General features: G+C 68.8%; 18 protein-coding genes and 1 pseudogene. 12 read left to right on the top strand and 7 right to left on the bottom strand.

Annotated features, from left to right (window positions below; genetic code table 11):
* The 4 genes and pseudogenes from ACU0DV_RS03665 to ACU0DV_RS03680 form a co-directional block, all read right to left on the bottom strand.
* A pseudogene (locus ACU0DV_RS03665) lies at positions 1 to 104 on the bottom strand (ABC transporter ATP-binding protein C-terminal domain-containing protein); the annotation flags it as partial.
* 198 nt (positions 105 to 302) lie between these two features.
* Complete coding sequence (locus tag ACU0DV_RS03670) at positions 303 to 1,118, bottom strand: ABC transporter ATP-binding protein (RefSeq protein WP_100927769.1); 816 nt, start codon at positions 1,116 to 1,118, stop codon at positions 303 to 305.
* A complete protein-coding gene (locus tag ACU0DV_RS03675; protein ID WP_446242399.1) occupies positions 1,118 to 1,627 on the bottom strand; it encodes a hypothetical protein in 510 nt (169 codons plus the stop codon). The genes ACU0DV_RS03670 and ACU0DV_RS03675 overlap by 1 nt, the downstream gene beginning before the upstream one ends.
* Positions 1,624 to 3,597 carry an AMP-binding protein gene (locus tag ACU0DV_RS03680; protein ID WP_446242400.1) on the bottom strand — a complete coding sequence of 658 codons (1,974 nt, stop codon included), beginning with the start codon at positions 3,595 to 3,597 and terminating at the stop codon, positions 1,624 to 1,626. Before ACU0DV_RS03680 ends, ACU0DV_RS03675 begins: the two co-directional genes overlap by 4 nt.
* 347 nt (positions 3,598 to 3,944) lie before the next feature.
* On the opposite strand from ACU0DV_RS03680, the gene ACU0DV_RS03685 reads away from it, so the two are divergent.
* On the top strand, positions 3,945 to 5,846 hold the full coding sequence (locus ACU0DV_RS03685) for a hybrid sensor histidine kinase/response regulator (protein WP_446242401.1): 1,902 nt from the start codon (positions 3,945 to 3,947) through the stop codon (positions 5,844 to 5,846).
* A complete protein-coding gene (locus ACU0DV_RS03690) occupies positions 5,843 to 6,538 on the top strand; it encodes a response regulator transcription factor (protein WP_100927772.1) in 696 nt (231 codons plus the stop codon). Before ACU0DV_RS03685 ends, ACU0DV_RS03690 begins: the two co-directional genes overlap by 4 nt.
* Positions 6,539 to 6,622: 84 nt before the next feature.
* On the opposite strand, the gene ACU0DV_RS03695 is transcribed toward ACU0DV_RS03690, so the two are convergent.
* From ACU0DV_RS03695 to fdhF, 3 genes are all read right to left on the bottom strand, one after another.
* Positions 6,623 to 7,738 carry a PepSY-associated TM helix domain-containing protein gene (locus tag ACU0DV_RS03695; RefSeq protein WP_446242402.1) on the bottom strand — a complete coding sequence of 372 codons (1,116 nt, stop codon included), beginning with the start codon at positions 7,736 to 7,738 and terminating at the stop codon, positions 6,623 to 6,625.
* Positions 7,739 to 7,830: 92 nt separating this feature from the next.
* Positions 7,831 to 7,995: a hypothetical protein gene (locus ACU0DV_RS03700; RefSeq protein WP_283982399.1), complete on the bottom strand. Its 165-nt coding sequence runs from the start codon at positions 7,993 to 7,995 to the stop codon at positions 7,831 to 7,833.
* A gap of 394 nt (positions 7,996 to 8,389) precedes the next feature.
* Positions 8,390 to 11,173 (bottom strand): formate dehydrogenase subunit alpha, encoded by a 2,784-nt coding sequence (gene fdhF, locus ACU0DV_RS03705; protein ID WP_446242403.1) that lies wholly within the window; start codon positions 11,171 to 11,173, stop codon positions 8,390 to 8,392.
* A gap of 274 nt (positions 11,174 to 11,447) precedes the next feature.
* Between fdhF and ACU0DV_RS03710 the strand changes: the two genes are divergently transcribed.
* From ACU0DV_RS03710 to ACU0DV_RS03755, 10 genes are all read left to right on the top strand, one after another.
* Positions 11,448 to 11,942 carry a VOC family protein gene (locus tag ACU0DV_RS03710; RefSeq protein ID WP_100927775.1) on the top strand — a complete coding sequence of 165 codons (495 nt, stop codon included), beginning with the start codon at positions 11,448 to 11,450 and terminating at the stop codon, positions 11,940 to 11,942.
* A 348-nt stretch (positions 11,943 to 12,290) separates the two neighbouring features.
* A complete protein-coding gene (locus tag ACU0DV_RS03715; protein ID WP_446242404.1) occupies positions 12,291 to 13,151 on the top strand; it encodes a branched-chain amino acid aminotransferase in 861 nt (286 codons plus the stop codon).
* Between the two features lie 13 nt (positions 13,152 to 13,164).
* Positions 13,165 to 13,812: a hypothetical protein gene (locus tag ACU0DV_RS03720; protein ID WP_446242405.1), complete on the top strand. Its 648-nt coding sequence runs from the start codon at positions 13,165 to 13,167 to the stop codon at positions 13,810 to 13,812.
* A 70-nt stretch (positions 13,813 to 13,882) separates the two neighbouring features.
* A complete protein-coding gene (locus ACU0DV_RS03725; RefSeq protein ID WP_100927778.1) occupies positions 13,883 to 14,338 on the top strand; it encodes a universal stress protein in 456 nt (151 codons plus the stop codon).
* Positions 14,339 to 14,485: 147 nt separating this feature from the next.
* A complete protein-coding gene (locus ACU0DV_RS03730; RefSeq protein ID WP_446242406.1) occupies positions 14,486 to 15,538 on the top strand; it encodes a hypothetical protein in 1,053 nt (350 codons plus the stop codon).
* An 84-nt stretch (positions 15,539 to 15,622) separates the two neighbouring features.
* Positions 15,623 to 16,186, top strand: a complete 564-nt coding sequence (locus ACU0DV_RS03735; RefSeq protein ID WP_446242407.1) for a NifU family protein — start codon at positions 15,623 to 15,625, stop codon at positions 16,184 to 16,186.
* A 194-nt stretch (positions 16,187 to 16,380) separates the two neighbouring features.
* A complete protein-coding gene (tsaB, locus tag ACU0DV_RS03740) occupies positions 16,381 to 16,941 on the top strand; it encodes a tRNA (adenosine(37)-N6)-threonylcarbamoyltransferase complex dimerization subunit type 1 TsaB (protein WP_446269997.1) in 561 nt (186 codons plus the stop codon).
* Positions 16,931 to 17,374 (top strand): GNAT family N-acetyltransferase, encoded by a 444-nt coding sequence (locus ACU0DV_RS03745; RefSeq protein ID WP_283982393.1) that lies wholly within the window; start codon positions 16,931 to 16,933, stop codon positions 17,372 to 17,374. Before tsaB ends, ACU0DV_RS03745 begins: the two co-directional genes overlap by 11 nt.
* Positions 17,375 to 17,485: 111 nt before the next feature.
* On the top strand, positions 17,486 to 18,490 hold the full coding sequence (locus tag ACU0DV_RS03750; RefSeq protein ID WP_100927783.1) for a BMP family lipoprotein: 1,005 nt from the start codon (positions 17,486 to 17,488) through the stop codon (positions 18,488 to 18,490).
* Positions 18,491 to 18,571: 81 nt separating this feature from the next.
* Positions 18,572 to 20,170, top strand: coding sequence for an ABC transporter ATP-binding protein (locus ACU0DV_RS03755; RefSeq protein WP_446242409.1), 1,599 nt, complete (start codon positions 18,572 to 18,574; stop codon positions 20,168 to 20,170).
* Positions 20,171 to 20,251 lie beyond the last annotated feature (81 nt).

A 20,251-nucleotide genomic window follows, 5' to 3' on the forward strand; every position in this document is an offset into this window, starting at 1 on the left:
CAGTGCGCCACGCCCAGGTAGGCGTCGATGACGTCCTGGTTGCCGCGCACCTCGTCCGGGCTGCCGTCGCCGATCTTCTTGCCGTAATCCATCACCGCCACCCGTATGTCGGGGGCGTCTATCTGGCCCCCCCCCGGTTTTATTAAATCTGCGTCCACCTTTACCCTCCCCCCGGCCCCCAGCGGGTTTCTCTGGTGACCACGTACGCGGGGGGTAAGGCCCCCCCCCGCCCCGGGGCCCCCCCCCCCCCCCCCCCCCGTCCGCGCGCACCGCGCGCGGACCCATTGTTGCCGCCGCCCGCATCAGTGCGCCACGCCCAGGTAGGCGTCGATGACGTCCTGGTTGCCGCGCACCTCGTCCGGGCTGCCGTCGCCGATCTTCTTGCCGTAATCCATCACCACCACCCGGTCGCTCAGGTCCATGACCACGCCCATGTCGTGCTCGATCAGCGCGATGGTCGTGCCGAACTCGTCGTTCACGTCGAGGATGAAGCGGCTCATGTCCTCCTTCTCCTCGACGTTCATGCCCGCCATCGGCTCGTCGAGCAGCAGGATCGAGGGCTCCGCGGCCAGCGCGCGCGCCAGCTCCACCCGCTTCTTCAGGCCGTAGGGCAGCCGCCCCACCGGCGTCTTGCGGATCGCCTGGATCTCGAGGAAGTCGATGACCTTCTCCACCACCTCGCGGTTGGCCATCTCCTCGTCGCGGGCCTTGCCCCACCACAGCGCCTGCGCGGCGATCCCGGCCTTCATGTGCGTCAGCCGCCCGGTCATCACGTTGTCGAGCACGCTCATCCCCTCGAAGAGCGCGATGTTCTGGAAGGTCCGCGCCACGCCCATCCGCGCCACCTCGTAGGGCTTCATGGGGGGCCGCTTCGCGCCCTTGTACCAGACCTCGCCGATGGTCGGCGTGTAGAACCCGCTGATGATGTTCAGCATCGACGACTTGCCCGCGCCGTTCGGCCCGATGATCGCCCGGATCTCGCCCTCGCGGATGTCGAAGGAAATGTCCGAGATCGCCGTCACCCCGCCGAACTTCAGCGTGATGTTCTTCATCTCCATCAGCGTCCCGCCGATCTGCCGCCCGTCCGCGGTGGTGTAGCCTTCGGTCTGATCGAGCATCAGTTGCCCCCGTTTCCACAGGGCGCGTCGCCCGTTTCATCCACCGCGAACAGTACCGTCCCGGTCCCGGCGGCCGCCATGAAGCTGACCCGCATCCCGCAGCCCCGGGCGTTTCCGTCAAGCGAAAGCTCGGTCATCAGCACGCCCGGCTCCGGGCGGATCCGCCGCTGCGGCGCGATGACGTAGCCGGCCTCCTGCAGCACCGGCAGCAGGTCGGCGAAGCGCCCGGTGATCTCCGCCACCTCGCCCGTCGTGGCATGGCGCCTCACCGTCACCTCGCAGGACCGCGCCGCAAGCCTCCCGCCCAGGGCGCGCGTGCCGCGTGTGATCAGGACCGCACCGCGCGTGTCGCCGCCCTCGGCAAACCCCTCCGCGTCGTGCACCGCCGACAGGCAGCCTTGCGCAGCCGCCTGCCAGTCGTCGGCCAGCGCCGCCTGCGACGGCCCCGCCAGACCGAGCGCCACCAGCGAGGTCACGGCACCGGGAAGGAACTCCAGCGAACCCGTCATTCCGCCGCCATCGCCTTGGGGGTGACCGGCACCACCTTCGCGTCGACGATCTTCAGCGTCGCCTTGATGCTGCCCTTGCGGCCGTCCTCGTAGGTCACCTCGGTCTCGGTGTAGATGCTGTCCGATCCGTCGTACAAGGCGGTCACCAGGTCGTCGTATTTCTCCGAGATGATCTTGCGCTTCACCTTACGGGTCCGCGTCATCTCGCCGTCGTCGGCGTCCAGCTCCTTGTGCAGGATCAGGAAGCGGTGGATCTGGCAGGCCGACAGCATCTCGTCCTCCGCGACGGAGGCGTTCACCTCCTCGACATGGGCGCGCACCGTCTCGATGACCTGCGGGTGCTGCGCCAGTTCCTGGTAGGACGCATAGGCGATGTTGTTGCGCTCCGCCCAGTTGCCCACCGCCGAGAGGTCGATGTTGATGAAGGCGCAGCAGCGGTCGCGGCCCGCCCCGAAGACCACGGCCTCCAGGATGTTGGGATAGAACTTCAGCTTGTTCTCGACGTACTTCGGCGCGAAGAGCGCGCCCGACGCCATCTGCCCCACGTCCTTCGCCCGGTCGATGATCCGCAGGTGGCCGGTGCCTTCCTCGAAGAATCCGGCATCCCCCGTCGCCACCCAGCCCTCCGGGTCCTTGGTCGATGCGGTGCTTTCGGGGTTCTTGTAGTACTCCACGAAGGTCCCCGGCGAGCGGTAGAAGACCTCGCCGTTCTCGGCGATGCGGATCTCCACCCCCGGCGCGGGCACGCCCACGGTGTCCGACCGCACCTCGCCGTCCGGCTGCACGGTGATAAAGACCGAGGCCTCCGTCTGCCCGTAAAGCTGCTTCAGGTTGATCCCGAGCGAGCGGTAGAAATCGAAGATCTCCGGCCCGATGGCCTCGCCCGCGGTATAGCCCACCCGCACCTTCGAGAAGCCCATGGAATCCTTCAGCGGCCCGTAGACCAGGAACTCGCCCACCCGGTAGCGCAGCCGGTCCAGCAGTCCCACCGACTTCCCGTCGAGGATGCGCGGCCCGACCTTTCGGGCATGGGCCATGTAGTGGTCGAACATCCGCTTCTTCAGCGGGCTCGCGTCCTCCATCCGGATCATGATCCGGGTCAGCAGCGTCTCGAACACCCGCGGCGGGGCGAAATAGTAGGTCGGCCCGATCTCCTTCAGGTCGGTCTGCAGCGTCTCCGCGCTTTCCGGGCAGTTCACGCAGAAGCCCTTCCAGTAGGCCTGCCCGATGGAAAAGATGAAATCGCCGACCCAGGCCATGGGCAGGTAGGCCAGCACCTCGTCGTCGCGCTTGAGGTGGTCGAACTCCGCCGAGGACTTCGCCGCCTCGATGATGTTGCGGTTCGACAGCACCACGCCCTTCGGCTTGCCCGTCGTCCCGGAGGTATAGAGCATCACGCAGGTGTCGTCGTAGCCCAGCGCACCGCGCCGCCGGTCCAGCTCGCCGATCAGCTCGTCGCGCGCCGCGCGGCCCTGCTCCTGCACATGGGCATAGTCGTGCAGCCGCGTGTGGTCGTATTTCCGCAGGCCGCGCGGGTCGACGTAGATCATGTGCTCGAACTGGTGCAGGCTCTCCTGCACCTCGATCACCTTGTCCACCTGCTCCTGGTCGGCGACGACGACAAAGCGCGCGCCGCAGTGCGAAAGCACGTATTCCATCTCTTCCGCGACCGCGTCCTGGTACAGCGGCACCGGCACCGCGCCGCACATCTGCGCCGCCACCATCGCCCAGTAGAGCGTCGGCCGGTTGCGCCCGATGACCGCCACGTAATCGCCCGGCGCCACCCCGAGGTTCAGCAGCCCCAGCGCAAAGGCCTCGATCTCGGCCTCGGCTTCCGCCCAGGTCCAGCTCTGCCAGATCCCGTATTCCTTTTCACGGTAAGCCGGTGCGCCGGCAAACTCTCTGGCGTTCCTGCGCAGAAGCGCAGGCACAGAGCGCAGGCCTTCGATGCCCTCGACGAGTGCAGCCAAGTGTGTCCTCCCCGGGCGCCCGTTCCGGCACCCCTCCCTTGTCTTGCCCCTTTCGGGACCCCGATCGCGTTCATCACGATTCTGCGGCCAATTAGGGCGGCTCTCAGGCTCGCGGTCAACTTTTTCCTGAGGTTTTCCAGAATGTAACAAATCCTTTCAGGGCCACATTCGCCGAGGCCGGGAAGGCGACCGGAAGGGATGGCAGGGGTGGGCGGGCCGAGTTTCGAAGAAAGAGGTACGCCCGCCCCGGACCGGCACACCGGCCCGCATCAGGCACACACCAGGCACCGGCCCCCGCGCCCCCGACCCCTATCGACCCGGCGCCCGCCCGCGACTAGGCTCCCGCCATGACCACACGCGCCGACACCGCCGCCTTCACCCTCGCCGGGCTGAACCTGATCCAGCAGGCCCTGTCGATCTTCGACCGCGACCTGCGCCTCGTGCTGGTCAACCGCCCCATGCAGGCGATGTTCGACCTGCCCGACACGCTCTGCGCCCCCGGCACCACCTTCGAGGCGGTCATCCGCCACCTCGCCACCACCGGCGAATACGGTCCCATCGACGACCTCGACACCTTCATCGACGCCCGCGTCTCGCTCGCCCGCACGTTCGAACCGCATTACATGGAACGCCAGCGTGCCAACGGCTGCACCATCGCGGTCGAGGGCGCGCCGCTGCCGCAGGGCGGCTGGGTCACCGTCTACACCGACATCACCGCGATAAGGCAGCAGGAGGAACTGCTCCGCAGCCGCTCGGAATCGCTCTCCGAGGAGGTGCTGCAGCGGTCCGAGGAACTGGCCCGCACCAACCGCCAGCTTGCCGCCACCATCACCGCGCTCGAGGAAACCCGCCGCCAGCTGATGGAGACCGAGGCCCGCACCCGCACCACGACCGAGATGATGCCCGCCCACATCGCCCGCGTCGACGCCACCGGGCGCTACACCTTCTCCAACAACCGGCTGGCCGACGTGATGCCCGGACGGCCCGCGTCGATCGTCGGGCTGCACATCTCCGACACGCTGGGGCCGGAGGCCTACGCCCGCGTGCAGCCGCATCTCGACGCCGCCTTCGCCGGGCGCGCCTCGACCTTCGAGTTCAGTGACGAGGCGTCCTCCCGCCGGATCCGCGCCGCCTTCACCCCCGACCCGCTGGAACCGGGCGTCTACATCCTCTCGCAGGACGTGACCGAGGAAACGCAGGCCCGCGCCGCGCTCCAGCAGACCCGCCGGCGCGAGATCGCGGCACAGCTCACCTCCGGGCTCGCGCACGACTTCTCCAACCTCCTGACGATCATCCTCGGCCAGCAGGCGAAACTGGCCCGCCTCGACCTGCCGGGCGAAGCCCCCGCCTGCGTCACCGCCACGCTGCAGGCGGCACGGCGCGGCGGCACCCTGCTGGAACGCATCGCCGACATCACCAGCCCGCGCACCTGGCAGCCGAAGCCGATGCGCCTCGCGCCCTTCCTCGACGACCTCGCCAACCTCGCGGCGCCGACCCTGCCCGAAGGCCTGACCCTGACGATGGAGGACAACACCACGGCCCCCCTCATGGCCGATCCCGGCCTCCTGCAGGACGCGCTCCTGAACCTCGTGCTGAACGCGAGGGACGCCTGCGCCGGACGGGCCGAGGCGCAGATCACCATCGCCGCCCACGAACTGCAGGGCACATGGCTCGAGATCGCCGTGACCGACACCGGCCCCGGCTTTTCGCCCGACGCGCTGGCCCACGGCACCGCACCCTTCTTCACCACCAAGGGCGGCGAAGGCTCCGGCCTTGGCCTCGCCATGGTCTACGACATGACCAAGCTGGCGGGCGGCGCGCTGCGGCTCTCGAACGGGGCCACCGGCGCCCGCGTCACCTTGCGCCTGCCGCTGCGCCACGCGCTCAGCCTGCCCGCCTCCGGCCTCGTGCTGCTGGTCGAGGACAGCCCCGACCTGCGCGCCCCCATCCGCGACATGCTGACCGGCCTGGGCTACGCCGTGGCCGAGGCCAGCTCCGTCCCCGAGGCACTGGCGCTGGCCGAAACGCTGGAGGTCGCGCTGATCCTGTCGGACATCACGCTCGAGGGCAGCGAACCCGGCCACACGCTGGCCGACCACCTGCCGCAGATCCCGCTGCGCCTGATGACCTCGCTGCCGCCCGGCGACCCGCGCCACCGCGCCGCCCGCGCCCGCGCGCCGGTCATCGCCAAGCCCTTCACCCCCGAAACCCTTGCCAACGCCCTCCGGGACGGCGAAAGGACGCCATGACCGACGCCCCCCTCGTGACGATCCTCGACGACGAACCCGCCATCCGCGACATCCTGACGGAGGCGCTGCAGGACGCGGGCTACCGCACCCGCGCCTTTTCCCGCGCGACGGAGTTCGAGGCGGCGCTGCGCTCCGTCACCCCCGCCGTCTGCCTCGTCGACCTGTCCCTGCCGGACCGCGACGGGCTGACGCTGGTGCATCGGCTGGCGCTGGAACAGGGGGCCAAGGTCATCATCATCTCGGGCCGCGCGCAGGTCCAGGACCGGGTGACCGGGCTGGAACTCGGCGCCGACGACTACGTGACCAAGCCCTTCGATCCCGCCGAGGTCGTGGCCCGCGTCCGCGCCCGCCTGCGCACCCCGCCCCGGCCCGCGCAGACCTCCGCCCGCTTCGGCGACTGGACGGCACACTTCGACCACTACGCGCTGGAAAAGGACGGGGTGGAGACGCCCTTCAGCCAGGCCGAGGGCGAGGTGCTCAGGCTCTTCCTCGAAAGCCCCAAGCGGCTGATCACCCGCGCCCACATGCAGGAGGCGCTGGGCGGCACGGCGGGCGACAGCTTCGACCGGGCGATGGATGTGCGCATCTCGCGGCTGCGGACCAAGCTCGGCGAGGACCCGAAGAACCCGCGCCTGATCAAGACGATCTACGGTGCGGGCTACATCTTCCTCGGCGACGTCACCTGGTCCTGACCGCCGCCCGCCCCGGGACCCGCGAAGGCTTTTCGGAAGAAAAGCCTTCGCCTCCAAAGATCTTTCGTCCGAAAGATCTTCTCCTCACACCGCCGCGCGGCGCAGCCGCCGCATCCGCAGGAGCCGGCGCAGGCCCAGCGCCATGCCGGTCCAGACCAGCACCATCGCGGCGAGCGAGGCGAGCCCCGCCACCGTCTGACCGATGATGCCGTAATACTGCCCGGTGTGCGCGAACCGCGCCCACATCCGCGCGCGCGTACCCGCGCTGCCCGTCACGGCATCTTCGGACAGGATCTCGCCCGTGGCACGGTCCAGCACCAGCTCCGACCGCTGCGCCGGCGCCACGCCGTTGCCCCCGTCCAGCGTCACCTGCACCGCGCCAGCACCCGTCTCCGGCAGAACGATCGCCGCCGTCGTCCAGTCCGGCCGCACCACCCCTGCGGCGTCCAGCAGGGCGGCATAGCCCAATGGCGCGCCCGACAGCTTCCGCGCCGCGAATTCCTGCGACACCGCCCCGCGGCCCCGGCCCTGCGGCACCTCCTCGCCCAGCGCGGCGAAAAGCGCGGCGTTGGCCCAGCCGTAGCTCATGACGACGCCGGTCAGCACGATCACGAACAGCGGCACCAGCGCCCAGAAGCCCAGCACATGGTGCCAGTTGTAATCTCGCGCCTGCGCGTTCGGCAGGCCGCGCCGGAAGACCAGGTTCATCTTCACGCGCCTCCACGTCCACGTCCTCGGCAGCCACAGGTACAGCCCCGACACCACCAGCCCGAGGAACAGCAGGTTGGCCGCATCGACCAGCCAGCCGCCAACCTCCGTCGGGCCGCTGAACGACAGCCAGCGGTGCAGCGCCGTCACACCGTGGAAGAAGGCCGCGACGCCGTCCCCCGCGCCGTCCAGTTCCGTACCGCTGTAGGGATCGAGCGCGACGGAGGACCGCCCCTGCCGCAGTTCCACCAGCCCGCCGGGCTCCCGCGGGAGGACCAGCGACTGGCCCGGCACGGCACCCGTCGCGGCGACGATCTCTTCGGGCGACAAGGCCACGGCACCCGCCGGAGCCTCGATGGCGCGGGCCGTGGCCCAGTGCATGATCTGGCTTTCGTAGGTCAGCAGGACCCCGGTCACGCTCATCATCAGGACGAAGACCCCGGAAACGAGCCCCGCCGTCAGGTGCCCCCAGAAAACAACCTTGCGAACCATGTCTGAATGTCCCTGAAATTTCTTCCGTTTCAGGGTTTCACGCAGGTGCCCGCCCGCTCCGTCGCAGGAAGTGCCGCGCCGCGGCAGAATTCTCAGGGCAGGCCCAGCGCCGCCCGGAATGACGGCAGGAACGCCACCGCCACGACACCGACCAGCGCACCGACGATCAGCCGGGCGGGCGCCCGGCCCAGTCGCGGCCCGGCGAGGCTCAGAAGCCCGCAGACCGCCGCGTAATAGCCGAGGGACACAGGATCCATGGCACATCCTCCTGCGCCCATCCTGCCACGTCCCGGCCGATCCTCACAGCCTTTCGGCGAGACGATGAGAAACCGGCGCAGCCAGCCGCGGCGGCACCCTCCCTGCCCGGGCCCGGCCCCGTCCCGGCACAGGCATTAACGAAAAAGATTTCCGCGCAACGCTTCGGCGCCTGCCGGCGTTAACGAAGGTTTCCAACCGGCCGGGAATCGGGGGCAAACCGGCCGGTTCGCCCCTTAACGCGCGCCACAGGCGATAAACGTTCCGGTAACCCGTTGGGGTGCACGCGGCGCCGCCGGGCACATCCGGTGGCGCACGCTGCGTTTACCCGGCGCCCGCCCCGTTAACCGGGGACCGGCGCCGCGGACCCGTTGCGCAAGGCGCCCGGGACCGCACTCACTCCGCGGCAAGCGCCCCGTCGGTGACCTTTTCCACCCGCACGGCAGAGTACTTGAACTCCGGGATCTTGCCGAAGGGGTCGAGCGCGGGGTTGGTGAGGATGTTGGCCGCGGCCTCCACGTAGGCGAAGGGCAGGAACACCATGTCCCGCGCCACCGACCTGTCGGCACGGGCCATCACCTCGAGCGAGCCGCGCCGGGTGATCAGCCGCACCAGCCCGCCCGGCTCCACGCCCAGTTCCCGCAGGGTGGAGGGGTGCAGCGAGCAGTTGGCCTCCGGCTCCACCGCGTCCAGCACCGTGGCGCGGCGGGTCATCGACCCGGTGTGCCAGTGCTCCAGCTGCCGGCCCGTGGTCAGCACCATCGGGAAGGTCTCGTCCGGGACCTCCGCCGGGGGCGTGACGCGTGCCGGCGTGAACTTCGCCCGGCCCGCCCGGCGCGGGAAGCCGTCGCCGAAGACCACCGCCTGGCCCGGATCGTCCGGGCCGTTGCAGGGGTAAGTCACTGAATTCTCGGTCTCCAGCCGCTTCCAGGTGATGTGGTGCAACGACCGCATCGACATCTTCATCTCGTTGAAGACCTCGCGCGGATCGTCGTAGTCCCACTTCAGCCCGATGCGCCGCGCCAGGTCGACGATCACCTTCCAGTCCTCGCGCGCCTCGCCCGGGGCCTCCACCGCCTTGCGCATCATCTGCACCTGCCGGTTGGTGTTGGTCACGGTGCCGTCCTTCTCGGGCATCGCGGCGGCGGGCAGGATCACGTCGGCAAAGTTCGCCGTCTCCGTCAGGAAGATGTCCTGCACGACGAGGTGGTCGAGCTTGGCCAGCGCCTTGCGCGCATGTTCCACGTCCGGGTCCGACATCGCCGGGTTCTCGCCCAGCACGTACATGCCGCGGATCTCGCCGCGGTAGACGCGGTCCATGATCTCGACGACCGTAAGTCCCGGCGTGGCCTGGATTTCCGTGCCCTGCCAGATGTGCTTGAACAGCGCCCGGACCTCCGGATCGGCGACCGACTGGTAGTCCGGCATGACCTGCGGGATGAGCCCCGCGTCCGACGCCCCCTGCACGTTGTTCTGCCCGCGCAGCGGATGCAGCCCGGTCCCCGGACGGCCCACGTGACCGCAGAGCAGCGCCAGCGAGATCAGGCAGCGCGAGTTATCGGTGCCGTGGATATGCTGCGAGATGCCCATCCCCCAGAAGATCATCGCCCGCTGCGCCGTGGCGAAGGTCCGGGCCACGTCGCGGATCACCTCCGGCGCGATCCCGCAAAGCTCCGACATGCGCTCCGGCGTGAAGGCGCGGATGTGGTCGCGGAACTCGAAGAAGCCCTCGGTGAAGCCTTCTATGTACTGGCGATCATAGAGCTTTTCCTCGACGATCACGTTCATGAGCGCGTTCAGCAGCGCCACGTCGGTGCCGGGGCGGAACTGCACCATGTGCTTGGCAAAGCGCTTCATCGCGGTGCCGCGCGGGTCCATGATGATCAGCTCGCCGCCGCGCTTGGTGAACTGCTTGAAGTAGGTCGCGGCGACGGGGTGGTTCTCTGTCGGGTTGGAGCCGATGACGATCGCCACGTCGGCGTTCTCGATCTCGTTGAAGGTCGCGGTCACCGCGCCCGAGCCCACGTTCTCCATCAGCGCCGCCACCGAGGAGGCGTGGCACAGCCGCGTGCAGTGGTCGACGTTGTTGTGACCGAAGCCCTGCCGGATGAACTTCTGGAAGAGGTAGGCCTCCTCGTTGGTGCACTTGGCCGAGCCGAAGCCCGCAACCGACTGCCCGCCGTAGTAGGACCGCAGGTCGGCCAGCCCGTGGGCGGCCTTGTCCAGCGCCTCTTCCCAGGTCGCCTCGCGGAAATGGGTCCAGGGGTTCGACGGATCGACGTTCAGGCCCTTCTCGGGCGCGTCTTCCCGCCGGATCAGGGGCTTCGTCAGCCGGTGCGGGTGGTGGATGTAGTCCATCCCGAAGCGGCCCTTGACACACAGCCGCCCCTCGTTCGCGGGGCCGTCGATGCCCTCGACGTACTTGATCTTGCCGTCCTTCACCTTGATCGAGACCTGGCAGCCGACGCCGCAGAACGGGCAGACCGACTTGGTTTCCTTGTCGAAATCGGCCCGGTCGCCTTCCTGCGCGTCGTTCACCACCGACGACGGCATCAGCGCGCCGGTGGGGCAGGCCTGCACGCATTCGCCGCAGGCCACGCAGGTGGAGGCGCCCATGTCGTCGCCAAGGTCGAACACCGGGTAGGCATCGTGCCCGCGCCCGGCCATGCCGATCACGTCGTTGACCTGCACCTCGCGGCAGGCGCGCACGCACAGGCCGCACTGGATGCAGGCGTCGAGGTTGACCGACATCGCCACGTGGCTGTCGTCGAGCAGCGGGATGCGCTCCGCCTCCAGCGTCGGAAAGCGGCTTTCGGCAACGCCCTGCTCGGCCGCCATGTCCCAAAGGTGGGAGGACTTGTCATGCGCCGCCGCCTGCTCGGGCTGGTCGGCCACGAGCAGCTCCATCACCATCCTGCGCGCGGTCTTCGCCCGGGCCGAGGCGCTCTTGATCACCATGCCGTCCTCGGGTTCGCGGATGCAGGAGGCCGCCAGCACGCGCTCGCCCTCGATCTCCACCATGCAGGCGCGGCAGTTGCCGTCCGGGCGGTAACCCGGCGCAGGCTTGTGGCACAGGTGCGGGATCTTCAGACCGCGCCCGTTTGCCACCTCCCAGATGGTCATGCCCTTTTCGGCTTCGACTTCCTCGCCGTCGAGTGTGAATCGGATCCTGTCGGCCACGCGCGCCTCCTCTCGTTTCCGGCTCTTGTAGACCATGCGCAGTCCGGGCGGCGTGGATCAATGCCGACCTTCGGTCACGTTTTTGCGTCGCCGGGTTTCCGATGCGCGCCGCCGTGCGTCCCAAGTGCCCCGCCGCGTGCCCGCCGCCCGGACCGCAGGGCCCGTACGTCCGCCTTGGCACCGCCTGTGCAGCCGCGCACGCGGAACACGCGCTGGCGGCGATAGACGGCTGGCCCGGCCCGCCCATATCTCTGTCATTCAAAGGAGGCGTCCCATGCCCGCACATCCCGAAACCCGCATCGGCCACGTCCACCTGAAGGTCACCGACCTCGACCGCTCCGTCGCGTTCTACCGCGACGTGATGGGGCTGGAGGTCATGCAGACCTACGGGCGGCAGGCTGCGTTCCTCTCCGCCGGCGGTTACCACCACCACATCGGCCTGAACACCTGGCACTCGAAGGACGGCCCCCGGGCCGATCCGCGCGCGCCCGGCCTCTATCACACCGCCTTCGTCTTCCCCGACCGCCCGGCCCTGGCGGACGCTCTGGCCCGCGCCCTGGACCACGGGGTGGAGATCGAGGGCGCCGCCGACCACGGTGTCTCCGAGGCGATCTATTTCTCCGACCCCGACGGCAACGGGATCGAGATCTACCGCGACCGCGCCCCCGAGGACTGGCCCCGCAGCGGCAACGGCACGCTCCTGATGACCAACGCACCGCTCGACCTGCCCAATCTGCTGCTGGAAGCGACCGAAGACCGCGCAGGCTGAAACCGCCGCGACCGGACGGCGCGACACCTCCCCGCCCGCGCGCTGCCGCCGTAGGGCGGGGCTTTGCGCCGCCACCCCGCCCGCGCCACAGGCCCGACGGTCGGGGCCCCACTCCACCGCGTCACGCGCAGCGGTCGGCGCACAACATGCCGCACGCGCACAGCACCGCTCCGCGTCCCTCTCTCCACCCCCAACATCCTTAAGCCCGACACAGCGCATCCCCTCCCCGGGCCGACCCGTGCACAACGTCGCCCGCGCAGCCGCCGCGCAGGGCGGGGCTCTGCGCCGCCCCGCCCTCTGGACCTTGCCGTCCGCCGGGCCTAGGCTCCGCGCCAAAAGGAGATCCCGATGGCGACCGGCAAGAACATCCGCACCTATTTCAACGGCACATGGCACGAGGGCGACACCATGATCATGCGCGCCGCGGACCATGGCGCCTGGCTCGGCAGCTCGGTCTTCGACGGTGCACGCTACACGCAGGGCGTCACGCCCGACCTCGACCGCCATTGCGCCCGGATCAACGCCTCCGCCCGGGCGCTGATGGTCAACCCCACCGTCGCGCCCGACGACATGGTCGAGATCGTGCGCGAGGGCCTCTCTGCCTATGCCCCCGACGCCGCGGTCTACATCCGGCCGATGTACTGGGGCATCAACGGCGACGTCACCGCCATCGTCCCGCAGCCCGAAGAGACCGGCTTTGCCATCTGCCTCGAGGAAATCCCCATGGCGCCCGCCACCGCCTCCACCACGCTGGGGCGCACCCGCTTCCGCCGCCCGGTGCTGGAGGACGCGGTGGTCAATGCCAAGGCCGGCTGCCTCTATCCGAACAATGCCCGGATGCTGACCGAGGTCCGCAGCCGCGGCTTTGGTAACGCGCTGGTGACCGACGCCATGGGCAACGTCGCCGAAAGCGCCACCGCCAACGTCTTCATGGTCCGCGACGGGGTCGTGTTCACGCCGATCCCCAACGGGACCTTCCTCGCCGGGATCACCCGAGCCCGCCACATCGCCAACATGAAGGCGGACGGGATGGAGGTGGTCGAGGCGGTGCTGACCTTCGCCGATTTCGAGGCCGCGGACGAGGTCTTCCTCTCCGGCAACATGAACAAGATCACCCCCGTCACCGCGTTCGAGGACACCTCCTACCAGGCCGGTCCGGTGACCAGCCGGGTGCGCGACCTCTACTGGGACTGGGCGCTCAGCGCCTGAGGCGGCCCGCGCCATGTGGCTGAAACTGCTGGTCATCGGGATTGTGCTGGCGCTCTTCGCGCTGGCGATCCGTGCGGTGATCCGCGCCAACCGGCCTGCCGCGCGCCCTGCCCCCCAGCGCGAGGCGCCCTCCCTCGACGAACAGCTCGACCTGCTGGCGGAGGCCGGGCTCACGCTCTCGCCCGGCGTGACCCGTGCCGACCTGACCGACTTCGGGCCGGAGGAGACCTACCGCCACGATCCTTGGCGGCTCCTCCTCCTGACCTTCGCCATCCGCATCGACCGCCCGCCGCACACACCCTTCTGTCCGCGCGCCTGCCTGCTTCAACGCGACGCCCTCGACACGCCTGAGGCCCTCGCCGCCGCGCTCCGGGACCTCGCACGCGCCACGGGCGTCGACGACAGGCTGCACGTCGCAATGACGACCGACCGCCTGTCCTACCGCCTGGGCGACACGGTCCGCGACATCTCCCGCGACACGGCACCGGACGACATCCTGCACGCCCTGCTGGACGACATCGCCGCCGCGCTGCCCGCCGGCCGCCACCTCGCCTTTCTCGACCACGATCCGCAGGTTGCGGTCTTCTGCCTGTCGGCGCAGGGCCATACCCTCATCGACACCGCCGCCCCCGGCCTACTCCTCAGGACGCCGCCGCTCTGACGCCCACGTCACTGCAGAGTGGACAGCCGCCTGCCCCTCTGCCAAGGTCGCGCGACAGGAGAGAGACCCAATGCGCAAGTTCCTCGTCGTGCTCGACGATTCCAGAGAATGCCTGAACGCCATGCGCTTCGCCGCCATGCGCGCCGCGAAGTCAGGCGGCGGCGTCGCGATCCTGTCGATCATCGCCCCGGAAGAGTTCAACCACTGGATCGGCGTCGGTGACATCATGCGCGAGGAGGCCCGCGAACGTATCCACGCGCATTTCGAGGTCTTCGCCAAGTGGATGCGCGACAAGCAGGGCGTCGACCCGGAGCTGGTGATCCGCGAGGGCGACGCCGTGACGGAAATCCTCGCCCAGGTCCGCGAAGACCCGGAGATCGGCGTGCTGGTGCTGGGCGCCGCCGCCGACAAGAAGGGCCCCGGCCCGTTGGTGACGCAGATGACCCGCAGCGCCGGATCGCTGCCAGTGCCGGTGACCGTGGTGCCCGGCGACCTCTCGAAGGAGCGGCTGGAAGCGATCACCTGATCGTTCCGCCTCCACGCACTCCACGACACCCCATCCTCCTCCGGAAAGGCCGCCCGCCCCGCCACCTGCGGGCTTCACAAGTCGGGGCGCAGGCGACATTCTGGCCGGACACCCGTTTTCTGATGCCGCCTTTCCGAGAGATTTTTCATGCGTGCCTTTCTTGTCTTCTTCGCCCTCCTGACTGCCCGCCCCGCACTGGCCGAGACGCTGATCCAGAACGCCTGTCTCGGGAACGCGTACGAAAGCTGCTTCGTCCTGATCGAAGGGCAGATCGAGCCCGGGCTGACCGACAGGCTGCGCAGCCTGATCGAGACCGAGGGCGTCGATGGCGGCGTGATCTACCTCAACAGTCCGGGCGGGACGCTGGGCGAGGCGCTGCGGCTGGGCCGCTACATCCGCGAACAGGGGTATGACACGGCCCTCGGCGGCTCCGACGGCATACCGCGCCACACCGACGGAAAACCGATCTTCCTCGGCAGCGAAGGTCCCTCGCCCGGCCGCTGCGAAAGCGCCTGCGCCTATGTCTTCATGGGCGGCGTACGGCGCTTCCTGTCCGAAAGGGACAAGCTGGGCCTGCACCAGTTCTTTGCCCCCGGCCAGCAGATCGGCGGCGAGGTGGCGCAGAAATTCTCGGGCGACCTCGTGGCCTACATGGTGGAAATGGGCGTCGACGCCCGGATCTTCACCCTCGCCTCGGCCCAGGACAGCACCGGCATGTACTACGTCACCCAGCCGCAGGCAGAGGAATACGACCTTGTCACGCGCGTCGGCTACGATGCCTTCTTCCTCGAACCCTACAAGGACGGGCTGATCGCCGCGTCCAAGCGGATCGACCCGCCGCAGCCCTACGACGGCGTCGACCAGATGTCGTTCTACTGCCGGGCCGGGCAGCCCTATGCGCTGCTGCACGCCTCTGTCCACGCGCTGAGCCCCGAGGAGCGCGGCTCGCCGATCTTCTGGACCGACAACACCGAGCAGAAGCTGCCGGAGGATGCGGTCTCCGTTCGGGTCGACGGCGAAGACGCCTACCTGACGATCCGGATCTCGCCGCCGCAGGCGCAGGCGATGGCGGCCGCCGGGACCTTTGCGATCGGCGCGGGATACGGTCGCGTGATCGGTGGCAACTACGTCGCGGCCAAGAAACCCACACCACTCGACCGCCGGATGCTGGACGCCGCGTTCCGCTTCTGCATCGACTGACAGCCTGTTTAGAATCGTTCCAATCCTTGACGCCGCCGCGCTCGGCGCGCATATAGGGAAGAGGCCAGAAAAGGTACGCTCCAGATGTTCATTCAGACCGAATCCACGCCCAACCCGGCCACGCTGAAATTCCTGCCCGGCCAGACCGTGCTGGAGATGGGCACCGCCGATTTCCCCTCTGCAGACGCTGCCGGGGCGTCCCCGCTGGCAAAGCGGCTGTTCGCCGTGGACGGTGTCACCGGAATCTTCTTCGGCAACGACTTCGTCACCGTGACGAAGGCCGACACCGTCGACTGGGACCACATGAAGCCCGCGATTCTCGGCGCGATCATGGAACACTTCCAGTCCGGTCAGCCGGTGATGTCCGATGGCGCGGCGCAGGCCGGCGGCCACGCGGAACACGACGGCGAAGACGGTGAGATCGTCGGCCAGATCAAGGAACTGCTGGACAGCCGCGTGCGTCCGGCGGTGGCCCAGGACGGCGGCGACATCACGTTCCACGGCTTTGATCGCGGCGTCGTCTACCTGCACATGCAGGGCGCCTGCGCAGGCTGCCCCTCCTCCACGCTGACGCTGAAGATGGGGATCGAGAACCTGCTGCGCCACTACATCCCCGAAGTGACGGAGGTCCGCCCGGTCGCCGTCTGACCCTTCGGACCGCATGACCCACGGATCGCACACCGGGCGCTGCTGTTGCGGCGCCCTTTCCGTTTCCGCCGCGGCGCAACCGCCTTTCCCCGACTGACCGAAAAAGCGCCGTTTGCGCGACGTTCAGGCACCGTGGAGCGGTCCACCGTTCACGCCCGGTTGCAGACTCCATGTGCACGGAGTCATACAGGGACATGATCCTGTCCTTCGACACCTCCGGTCCCTTCTGCGCCGCGGCGCTTCTCGACGGCGAAACCGTGCTTGCCGCGCGGGCCGAGCCGATGAAACGCGGGCAGGCAGAGCGTCTCCTGCCCCTGCTGGAGGACCTCCTGGCGGAGGCAGGCCGCGGCTGGAAAGACGTCACGCGCATCGGCGTGGGCACCGGGCCGGGCAACTTCACCGGCATCCGCATCGCCGTGGCCACCGCCCGCGGGCTGGCGCTGGGGCTGAAGATCCCCGCCGTGGGCGTCACCACCTTTGAAGTCATCCGCGCCACCAGCGACGCCGCAATCGCGGCCGTTCCGGCCACCGGCGGGCTGTTCTACCTTCAGCACGCGGACGGCACGATCACGCAATCGGCCGAGATCCCCGGCGGCGCCGCAACCGCCGCGGACGACGCGGCGGCCAATGCGGCCACCATCGCCCGCGTCGCCGCAGGCAAACCGACAGACACCCGTCCGGCCCCGCTTTACGTGCGGGCGGCCGACGCAGCGCCGTCTTCCGAAGCAGCCCCGGTGATCCTCGATGACGCTTGACCTCATGTCCGAACAGACGATGACGCCCGAAGACATGGCCGCGCTCTGCGCCCGTGCCTACACGCATTCGCGCCCCTGGGCGGCGCATGACTTCGCCGACAGCCTCGACAGCCCGCACGCGCTGGTCGCGGCAACCTCGCACGCCTTCGTCTTCGGCCTCGTGGTCGCCGGAGAGGCGGAGATCCTCGCGCTGGCCGCCGACCCGGACGTGCAGCGCAAGGGCGAAGCCAGCCGGGCGCTCGCGCTCTTCCACGCGCTGGCCGTGGCGCGCGGGGCCGAAAGCGCCTTCCTCGAGGTGGCCGCCCGCAACGTCCCCGCCCGCGCCTTCTACGAGGCGAAGGGCTATACCGTTTCAGGGCTGCGCAAGGGGTATTACCATCTGGCGGACGGCAGCACGGATGACGCCGTGATCATGTCGCGCGTTTTGCCCTGACGGCATCCTGCTGCGCAGGCAAAAACCGCCTTGACCCCTACCCGCCCCTGCGTCTTCATTGATAAATCACAAGAAGGGGCCACAGCGCCCCAACCAACCGGGAGCATTTCTATGACCTTCATGCAGAAGACCCTCGGCACTGTTGCCGCGCTCGCATTGTCCGCAGGCGCCGCCCTTGCCGATCCGGCCCTGATCTACGACCTCGGCGGCAAGTTCGACAAGTCGTTCAACGAGGCCGCCTTCAACGGCGCCGAGCGTTGGGCCAAGGAAACCGGCGGCTCCTACCGCGACATCGAACTTCAGTCCGAAGCACAGCGCGAGCAGGCCCTGCGCCGCTTCGCGGAGGCCGGCTTCAACCCGGTCGTGACCACCGGCTTCTCCATGTCCTCGCCGATCGCCGCCGTGGCCGCGGACTACCCGGACACCAAGTTCGTGACCATCGACGGCTTCGTCGATCCGGCCGAGCACCCGAACGTCCTGTCCATCCTGTTCTCCGAGCACCAGGGCTCCTACCTCGTCGGCATGATGGCGGCGATGGCCTCCGAATCCGGCACCGTCGGCTTCGTCGGCGGCATGGACATCCCGCTGATCCGCAAGTTCGCCTGCGGCTACGCGCAGGGTGTTAAGGCGGTGAACCCGGACGCGACCGTGATCTCCAACATGACCGGCACCACCCCGGCGGCCTGGAACGACCCGGTGAAGGGCTCCGAGCTGGCGAAGGCGCAGATTTCGCAGGGCGCGGACGTGATCTTTGCCGCGGCCGGCGGCACCGGCCTCGGCGTGCTGCAGACCGCCGCCGACGAGGGCAAGATGGCCATCGGCGTCGACAGCAACCAGAACTACCTGCACCCGGGCAACATGCTGACCTCGATGCTCAAGCGCGTGGACGTCGCCGTCTATGACGCGATGACCGCGGGCGGCGACCTGGAAACCGGCGTCAAGACGCTGGGCCTGGCCGAGGACGGCGTGGGCGTCGCCATGGACGAGAACAACGCAGAGCTCGTCTCCGAGGAAATGACCACCGCCGTCGAAGAGGCCAAGGCCGCGATCATCGCGGGCGAGACCGAGGTGCACGATTACTCCTCCGACGACTCCTGCCCGGCGCTGAACTTCTGATGACGCCCGGGGCCGCCTGACGGCCCCGCAACCGGCTCACCCCGCCCCGGGGTGGGCCGTTCTACGTTCCGAAGGCTCCCCATGACAGCGCCCGCCATCGAACTCAAAGGCATATCCAAGGCCTTCGGCCCCGTGCAGGCCAACAAGGACATCTCGATCCGCGTGATGCCCGGCACGATCCACGGCATCATCGGCGAGAACGGCGCGGGCAAGTCCACGCTCATGTCGATCCTCTACGGCTTCTACAAGGCCGACGCGGGCGAAATCTGGGTCAACGGCCAGAAGAAGGACATCACCGACAGCCAGGCCGCCATCGCGGCGGGCATCGGCATGGTCTTCCAGCACTTCAAGCTGGTGCAGAACTTCTCCGTCCTCGAAAACGTCATCCTGGGCGCCGAGGACGGCGCGCTCCTGAAACCCTCGCTCGCCAAGGCGCGCGGGTCGCTCAAGCACCTCGCCGAGGAATACGAGCTTCAGGTCGATCCCGACGCCCTGATCGAGAACCTCTCGGTCGGCCACCAGCAGCGCGTCGAGATCCTCAAGGCGCTTTACCGCGAGGCCGACATCCTGATCCTCGACGAGCCCACCGGCGTGCTGACACCTGCCGAGGCGGACCACCTGTTCCGCATCCTCGAAGGGCTGAAGCGCGAGGGCAAGACGATCATCCTCATCACGCACAAACTGCGCGAGATCATGGAGATCACCGACACCGTCAGCGTCATGCGGCGCGGCGAGATGACCGCCACCGTCAAGACGGCGGAGACCTCTCCGGAGGAACTCGCCGAGCTGATGGTCGGCCGCAAGGTGCTGCTGCGCGTCGACAAGAAGCCCGCGACCCCCGGCGCGCCCATCCTCGAAGTGGAGGACCTGCGCCACACCGACAGCCACGGCGTCGAGCGCCTGAAAGGCGTGTCCCTGCATGTGCGCGCGGGCGAGATCCTGGGCATCGCGGGCGTATCCGGCAACGGCCAGTCGGAGCTTCTGGCGGTGCTGGGCGGCATGATCGGCGCCACCGGCACGATCCGCGTCAACGGTGACGAGATCGACCTGACCGGCAAGTATTCCGACGGGCAGAGCCGCCGCGCCCGGGGCATCGCCCACGTCCCCGAAGACCGCCACCACGAAGGGCTGATCCTGCCCTTCACGGCGTGGGAAAACACCGTCTTCGGCTATCACCGCGCGCCGGAGCTCCAGTCCGGGCTGCTGATGAACAACGCCGCGATCAAGGCCGAGGCGCAGGCCAAGATGGACCGCTACGACGTGCGCCCGCCCGATCCCAACCTCGCCGCCAAGAACTTCTCGGGCGGCAACCAGCAGAAGATCGTCCTCGCCCGCGAGATCGAGCGCGACCCCGACATCCTGCTGGTCGGCCAGCCCACCCGCGGCGTCGACATCGGCGCCATCGAGTTCATCCACCAGGAAATCGTGCGCCTGCGCGACCAGGGCAAGGCGATCCTGCTGGTCTCGGTCGAACTGGACGAGATCTTCTCGCTCTCGGACCGCATCGCGGTGATGTTCGACGGTCAGATCATGGGCGAACGCCTGCCGTCAGAGACCGACCAGACGGAACTGGGCCTGCTGATGGCCGGCGTCACCGACACCCGGGGCAAGGCGCCGATCGAGGCCATCGACGAAAGGCTCGAGGCCAAGGAAGCCCGCGAGGCCGCGCAGCATGACTGACCGTTCCGCCGCCCAGCCCTTGGCCACCCCCCTCTCCGCCGCCGCCACAGGCGCCCCGGCATGGCCCGTAACGACCGGAGC

The sequence above is a fragment of the Sagittula sp. genome, from assembly GCF_052825245.1.

Coding starts and splice junctions, on each gene's coding strand:
- ACU0DV_RS03670 (WP_100927769.1), bottom strand. CDS start 1,118: ATGCTCGATCAGACCGAAGGCTACACCACCGCGGACGGGCGGCAGATC.
- ACU0DV_RS03675 (WP_446242399.1), bottom strand. CDS start 1,627: ATGACGGGTTCGCTGGAGTTCCTTCCCGGTGCCGTGACCTCGCTGGTG.
- ACU0DV_RS03685 (WP_446242401.1), top strand. CDS start 3,945: ATGACCACACGCGCCGACACCGCCGCCTTCACCCTCGCCGGGCTGAAC.
- ACU0DV_RS03690 (WP_100927772.1), top strand. CDS start 5,843: ATGACCGACGCCCCCCTCGTGACGATCCTCGACGACGAACCCGCCATC.
- ACU0DV_RS03695 (WP_446242402.1), bottom strand. CDS start 7,738: ATGGTTCGCAAGGTTGTTTTCTGGGGGCACCTGACGGCGGGGCTCGTT.
- ACU0DV_RS03700 (WP_283982399.1), bottom strand. CDS start 7,995: ATGGATCCTGTGTCCCTCGGCTATTACGCGGCGGTCTGCGGGCTTCTG.
- ACU0DV_RS03710 (WP_100927775.1), top strand. CDS start 11,448: ATGCCCGCACATCCCGAAACCCGCATCGGCCACGTCCACCTGAAGGTC.
- ACU0DV_RS03715 (WP_446242404.1), top strand. CDS start 12,291: ATGGCGACCGGCAAGAACATCCGCACCTATTTCAACGGCACATGGCAC.
- ACU0DV_RS03720 (WP_446242405.1), top strand. CDS start 13,165: ATGTGGCTGAAACTGCTGGTCATCGGGATTGTGCTGGCGCTCTTCGCG.
- ACU0DV_RS03725 (WP_100927778.1), top strand. CDS start 13,883: ATGCGCAAGTTCCTCGTCGTGCTCGACGATTCCAGAGAATGCCTGAAC.
- ACU0DV_RS03730 (WP_446242406.1), top strand. CDS start 14,486: ATGCGTGCCTTTCTTGTCTTCTTCGCCCTCCTGACTGCCCGCCCCGCA.
- ACU0DV_RS03735 (WP_446242407.1), top strand. CDS start 15,623: ATGTTCATTCAGACCGAATCCACGCCCAACCCGGCCACGCTGAAATTC.
- tsaB (WP_446269997.1), top strand. CDS start 16,381: ATGATCCTGTCCTTCGACACCTCCGGTCCCTTCTGCGCCGCGGCGCTT.
- ACU0DV_RS03745 (WP_283982393.1), top strand. CDS start 16,931: ATGACGCTTGACCTCATGTCCGAACAGACGATGACGCCCGAAGACATG.
- ACU0DV_RS03750 (WP_100927783.1), top strand. CDS start 17,486: ATGACCTTCATGCAGAAGACCCTCGGCACTGTTGCCGCGCTCGCATTG.
- ACU0DV_RS03755 (WP_446242409.1), top strand. CDS start 18,572: ATGACAGCGCCCGCCATCGAACTCAAAGGCATATCCAAGGCCTTCGGC.